Origin of the sequence: Vibrio nigripulchritudo ATCC 27043 (genome assembly GCF_000222685.1) — a bacterium.
Classification (GTDB): domain Bacteria; phylum Pseudomonadota; class Gammaproteobacteria; order Enterobacterales; family Vibrionaceae; genus Vibrio; species Vibrio nigripulchritudo.
This window is the reverse complement of sequence record NZ_AFWJ01000127.1, coordinates 1-5,779: the sequence shown is the minus strand read 5'-3', so window position 1 is coordinate 5,779 and position 5,779 is coordinate 1. Positions and strand designations below refer to the sequence as shown.

7 protein-coding genes and 1 pseudogene are annotated in these 5,779 nt (G+C 43.6%); 6 read left to right on the top strand and 2 right to left on the bottom strand.

Features of this window, described 5'->3' with window-relative positions:
• The 3 genes and pseudogenes from RH89_RS12420 to RH89_RS12410 form a co-directional block, all read left to right on the top strand.
• Positions 1–315: pseudogene (locus tag RH89_RS12420) on the top strand (sugar isomerase domain-containing protein); the annotation flags it as partial.
• A gap of 85 nt (positions 316–400) precedes the next feature.
• Entirely contained in the window at positions 401–1,150 is a 750-nt protein-coding gene (locus RH89_RS12415) for a copper homeostasis protein CutC (RefSeq protein WP_004402224.1), read from the top strand.
• A 43-nt stretch (positions 1,151–1,193) separates the two neighbouring features.
• A complete protein-coding gene (locus RH89_RS12410; RefSeq protein ID WP_004402223.1) occupies positions 1,194–1,838 on the top strand; it encodes a copper homeostasis protein CutC in 645 nt (214 codons plus the stop codon).
• 104 nt (positions 1,839–1,942) lie between these two features.
• Here RH89_RS12410 and RH89_RS12405 read toward each other — a convergent pair whose 3' ends face one another.
• Entirely contained in the window at positions 1,943–2,857 is a 915-nt protein-coding gene (locus RH89_RS12405; RefSeq protein ID WP_004402222.1) for a DMT family transporter, read from the bottom strand.
• 148 nt (positions 2,858–3,005) lie between these two features.
• Between RH89_RS12405 and RH89_RS12400 the strand changes: the two genes are divergently transcribed.
• The 3 genes from RH89_RS12400 (at position 3,006) to RH89_RS12390 (ending at position 4,803) form a co-directional block, all read left to right on the top strand.
• Positions 3,006–3,461 (top strand): Lrp/AsnC family transcriptional regulator, encoded by a 456-nt coding sequence (locus RH89_RS12400; RefSeq protein WP_004402221.1) that lies wholly within the window; start codon positions 3,006–3,008, stop codon positions 3,459–3,461.
• A 104-nt stretch (positions 3,462–3,565) separates the two neighbouring features.
• On the top strand, positions 3,566–4,024 hold the full coding sequence (locus tag RH89_RS12395; protein ID WP_004402220.1) for a carboxymuconolactone decarboxylase family protein: 459 nt from the start codon (positions 3,566–3,568) through the stop codon (positions 4,022–4,024).
• Positions 4,025–4,053: 29 nt separating this feature from the next.
• Positions 4,054–4,803: a helix-turn-helix domain-containing protein gene (locus RH89_RS12390; RefSeq protein WP_004402219.1), complete on the top strand. Its 750-nt coding sequence runs from the start codon at positions 4,054–4,056 to the stop codon at positions 4,801–4,803.
• A 38-nt stretch (positions 4,804–4,841) separates the two neighbouring features.
• Here the strand turns inward: RH89_RS12390 and RH89_RS12385 are convergent, their stop codons facing one another.
• Positions 4,842–5,261: a DUF6559 family protein gene (locus tag RH89_RS12385; RefSeq protein ID WP_004402218.1), complete on the bottom strand. Its 420-nt coding sequence runs from the start codon at positions 5,259–5,261 to the stop codon at positions 4,842–4,844.
• Between the last annotated feature and the right edge of the window lie 518 nt (positions 5,262–5,779).

Below are 5,779 nucleotides of genomic sequence, written 5' to 3'. Positions count from 1 at the left end.
GCGATAACCTCGGTCGAGCAGTCGTCTAAGTATCCGAGCCGTCATAGCTCAGGTCTGAAACTGATGGATATTGCAGATATCGTCATTGATAACCAGGTGCCACCAGGTGATGGGTTGTGTAACGTGAACGGGAAAGTAACGGGGGCATTTTCCAGCATCGCAGGCATTCTGATCATGAATATGCTTGTTGTCGAATCGCAGAAAGAAGCTTTAAAACAAGGTGTCACGCCGCTTATATTTTCCAGCCAGAATGTAGATGGCTTCGATAATGACTACGTGTATCAACACTTTGGTTCACGATTAAAGTCCATGTAAATAATTAAAGCGCTCATATCGATAAAACCAGATATGAGAATTATTCATTCCATCAAATATACATTCGAAAATGGAGGAATTTATTATGGATATGGAAATTGAAGTGTCGATCGGAAATATCGAGTCTCTTTATAGCGCCATTGCAGGAGGCGCAACCCGAATAGAACTTTGCTCGGCATTAGCCTTGGGTGGATTAACACCTAGTTATGGATTAATGCAACAATCCGGAAGAATATCGAGCATACCGGTATACGCTATTATTCGACCTCGCCAAGGGGACTTCTTTTATAGCGAAAATGAAATAGACATTATGATGTCAGACATAACCTGCGCGAAACAAGCTGGGTTGCAGGGCGTTGTACTTGGTGCATTAACATCCACAGGGCACATTCATATGCAGCACGCAAGAAAGCTCTGCGATTACGCACACCAACTGAAGCTCGGTGTCACCTTTCATCGCGCATTTGATCATTGCAATAATGCAGAAAAAGGGCTGGAAGACATTATCAGCCTCGGTTGTGAGCGGGTTTTGACTTCTGGGCTTGCTGCAACCGCCCCGTTAGGTACAAACACGTTAGCAAGCCTTGTCCAACAGGCTGGAGACCGCATTTCCATCATGGCAGGCGCTGGTGTGAATGCCGATAACGCCAAAGACCTTGCTGCGAAAACCAGAGTGAAAGAATTGCATCTTTCAGGAAAAACGACTCGCCCGACGAAAATGATGTTTACCTCTGAGCACAGCAAAATGGGGGCGAACGATATAGATGACTATCAGATTCCGGTTACAGATAAAGCGGCTATTTCTGAAATAGTTCACCTCTTTAAAAGCAAATAGTTCCAAATACCCATTCATCACTTAATGACAATCAGGAAATATTATGATCAAAGAAATTTGTGTGGAGAATTTCACCTCCATACCGGATGCCATAAAAAATGGCGCAAACAGAATCAGCTTAAAAGATAATTATTTAGAACAGGGAACAACCGTAAGTAACGGCGTAATGAAAGCATCGATTGAATACGCACATAAAAATAATATTCCGGTTGTAGTCTGTATAAGACCTCGTAAAGGCAACTTTACATATACACCGCAAGAAATTGAAATTATGCAGACCGATATTAAGCTCGCCAGAGAACTCGGTGCCGATGCGATTGATTTTGGTTGTTTAAACCAGAATAACTCGATCGATAAAGAAGCCACGCTAAAAATACTCGAATCTGCTGAGGGGTTGAAAACGGTATTTCACATGGCGTTTGACAGTATTCCAAGATCGGAGCATCAAGAAACGATTGACTGGCTACATGAGCAGGGTGTTTCTCATATTCTTTCTCATGGCTGCCCTATTTCGGAGCCCATCGACATCGCTTATCTGAAAGAGACCATAGCCATGGCAAAGGGCAAGCTAACCATCGTTCCCGGTGGCGGTATCAACTACTCCAATGTTGAAACTATTGCCAGCGAACTTAATGTGAGCGAAGTGCACGGCTCGCACATCGTTAAGTTAGATAACTATGAGTTTTAGCACTCCAGTAGCAAATTAGAACTTAACCGTAAGAACCTTTAGAAATTCAAAGACATCACTGCGCAGTGAATCAGGTTCAAGTTGATGACAATTGGAAGATTGCCTTAAGAACGGTTAGACAAAATTACCCCTATCACGGTCAAGCTTATCCCGCCTGCAATCGCGATTGTTAATCCCTCTCCAAACACTGGCACAGCCGCAAGCGCCGTTAATGCTGGAGATAGAGAGCCAATGATGGAGGCCTGATCCGAGCCGAGCTGCCTTATGGCATAGCTATAGCCTATCGTGGAAAACAAGCCCACACAAAGCCCCTGCACCAGAATAAATGGCATTGCATCACCCAAAGAGAAGCTTCCAAACTGGCTGGATACGGAACCACTTAAAACCAGCGCAAGTGTTATCAACAAAGAGCACCAGGAAATCAAGATGGTGACGGCAACAGGGCTTAACCCTGAACGCTTCAAGCTCATGGTGTAGACAGCCCAAACCGTACTCGCACTTAACAGTACCGCGATGCCCTTTAGAAATTCGCCAGAAATTCCCATACCCTGCCCTACAACCATAATGGCAACGCCAAGCATAATCAGAGCCAGCGAAACAACTCGCTTAAGAGATAGAGCATTACGGAAGAATAACCACCCAATCACTGCGACAAAAAATGGTGGGGTTCCTGCCAGAACAGTGCCTACATACGCAGCAGGAACGTAGTTTGCCCCCAGAGAAGCGATAAAGAGAAATGGCACACCACCAAGTAAAATCATGATCATATCGGTCATTTTTACCTGTTTGATTTCATTCAGGTAACGAGCGGTAAAAGGCAATAGTAAAACAACGGGAACCAAGAAGCGTATCAACGCAACATCCGCTGTAGCCAATGGCGACGATCCAATCGCTCGGATGGAAAGAGCAAATCCTGTCCAGATAAACAGCACTAATGTGATAACAGCGTACCCCTTTAAATTAGGAGATACATTTGGGAAACCTACAGTGGATTGAAAATAGCTGGCGACTTTTTCCATAACAAAATACCTGAACACGAATTTCGAACAGACAAATTATTCATCAGATCAGCCGCACTTATTCGGCGAATGTGGCACAGTTTCTTGCCATGATTGGTGGATTCCATCATGATTAACTCAATTATTAACGAAAACCGCCAAACAGATTATGGACAGAATTGATCGCCACATCCTTTCCGTGCTTCAAAAAGAAGGACGCTTATCTACCGCAGAGCTTTCTGAAAGAGTCGGGCTCTCTCCTTCTCCCTGCGCCAGACGCCTTAAACGCCTCGAAGATGAGGGGTATATCGAAGACTATCAGGCGAACCTGAGCCGGGAAAAAGTCGGCATTGCAATGAGTTTTTTTGTGGAAGTCAGCCTCAATAACCACCAGGCTGAGTCGATAGAAAAGTTTGAAGAAGAGTTGGAAAACATTGAAGAAGTTGTAAGTGCGCACATTGTGTCGGGCGGCTACGATTATCTGCTCGAAGTCGTCAGCCCTAATCTGGCAGGGTACGAAGCCTTTACCCGAAAACTACACCGAATAACCAGCGTGAAAGACATACACACGCACCTTTCCGTGAGGCAGGTGATCAGTAAAAGCCCGTTGCCGATATTTGTGTGAGGTTGAATAAGATTTTCCGTCTTTCTTAGCTGATGTCGAATTTCTTCAATCAATCGGCTTCAACGCTGGTTAGCCTATAGCTAAACGATAAAGGAGATAGGCTTATGGCAACTAGATTGGATTATTTCAACGCAGCCCCAGAGGGCTTTCAGATTCTGCTCGGGCAGGAAAATTATCTTCGGGCTCAGTTCGAACAGCTTCCCCACCTTTCCGTTGAACTATGGGAGCTGGTAAAACTGCGTGTTTCGCAAATCAACCAGTGCGCGTTTTGTATCGATATGCACAGTAAAGATGCGCTAAAAAACGGAGAATCGGAACACCGATTGATTGGGTTAAGTGCGTGGCGTGAAATGCCGTTGTATAGTGAACAAGAACAGGCTGCACTGTATTGGGCAGAAGTTCTGACGAAACAAGGTAATGCCTCGGATGATGACTATTCCGCGACACTCGACGTGTTTGGTGAACAGGGGATCGTCATTCTGACTCTGGCGGTGAATGCCATTAATAGCTGGAATCGCATTGCCAAAACATTCAAGCCCGAAATCGGCAGCTTGTCGGGTTAACCAAATAGTAAAAAACAACTAACAACACAATGGATTTTCGAATCATAAAACCGAAGAAGAAGTTAGCCGACCATGTGCAAGCCATCTGGTCGGCTAAAGTCGTCAAAGGTTTGCACGATTCGACATCCAAGCCACTTTATTGTGACGGAGGTTCAGGAGTCACCTTCTTGCTCTGTGGCGAAGTCTGCATGGCAGGCGAGCCCATCAAAACTCCTATTTACTTTCAACAATACAGCAAGCAAACACAGTTTATTGAGTTAGGAGAAAACGCCGAACTTTGTGGTATGCGATTCCACCCGGGAATGATGCCTTCATCTTTGTTTTCAGACGCCTCCAGCTCACAAGCGCTCTTATCTGAACTCTATACCCAACTCACAACACAAACCAATCATAGTGCCCTCTTATCAACCCTATACCGATGGTGCAGCCACAATATTGAACTCAACAACCCAAGCTTTGCCAAGCGTTCTTCGCTGATTCATTTGGCGACAAACGGAAAAATTGGCGAGCAGTTTCAGCAAAGCCAAAGGCAGGTTGAAAGACAGTTCCGTGAATGGATCGGTATGAGCCCAAAGTACTTTCAGCGCCTTCGCCGCGTACACAGCAGTGTGGCAATACTAAGAGAAAACCCGAACGTATCGCTCAGCGACTTTGCATACGCACAAGGCTTTTCAGACCAAGCGCATATGACCAGAGAATTTAAAACCTTTTTACTGACCACACCGGGGGAATTGAGTGTGCGGCTGAGAGGGAAAGGAAACACAAGTAACCATAGATAACCTGTTATTAACCCTGGCTTTTTATTGGAATGCTCTTTCTAGAAGCTTGAATCTCCCCCACCAGAACTAAAATCAGATTCCGCTCCAGCAGAACCAAAACCATCATGCGATACATCAGGTTTCGGTGTACTCACACCATGAGTGGATGCATATTCCAAATATTTATTCGCTGTTGTTGCAGAAGGATGATTAAAGAGAATCTCGCTGACTTCTCGATGAAAATCTGGGTGCGCACCAAAAGATGAACTTAGACCAAGAGACATGTATAAGCTTTGGCTAGCCATCATGCCATAAGCATAATTGCTGTAGCTTAGATCAGACTTCTTATCGAGCGCCACTAACGCCCAGTCTATTTCCTCTTTAGAGTAATGCTCTTTTATGCCGTATTTTACAGCTAGCCTAGGGGTCACTTCTTTAGCTACCGATTTTGCAATCTTCTTTTTTGACCAATCAAACATTTGTGCTTTAACTCCCTTAAAGACAAGAAACACTAGCCTAACACTTCACAGCTTAAATATTTTTTTACGTTCCAATAATCAAGCAGTTAATAAAAAATGACTGAAGATTTAAACGCAAAATTCAGCATAGTTCGAGTTTTAACATTCAAAATAACCTCGCTTCATCACCAATATTATCCATTAAGTCTCCACATTCAAAACCTTGCACCAGATCACTTTTCATTCACATAAAATTTAACTTTCACACTCAGACAATTATGTCATTTTTGGAAAAATACAATGTTATTTATTCCAATAATGACAAAATAAAATCTAACTAACTAATTGTTTTTAAAAAAATCAGCCATTTCTGTCGTGTAGCTTTAATGGCGTTTTTGGCAAATATGTGGTGTTTGCTTCTGGTTCAGATTGGTATTCGAAATTAAGATAAACACACTACAACGATTAACAAACCGATCACACATTGTGAAAAGGACGCTATGAGTACCCAAGAGCTAATCAACACCTTCATCGATATC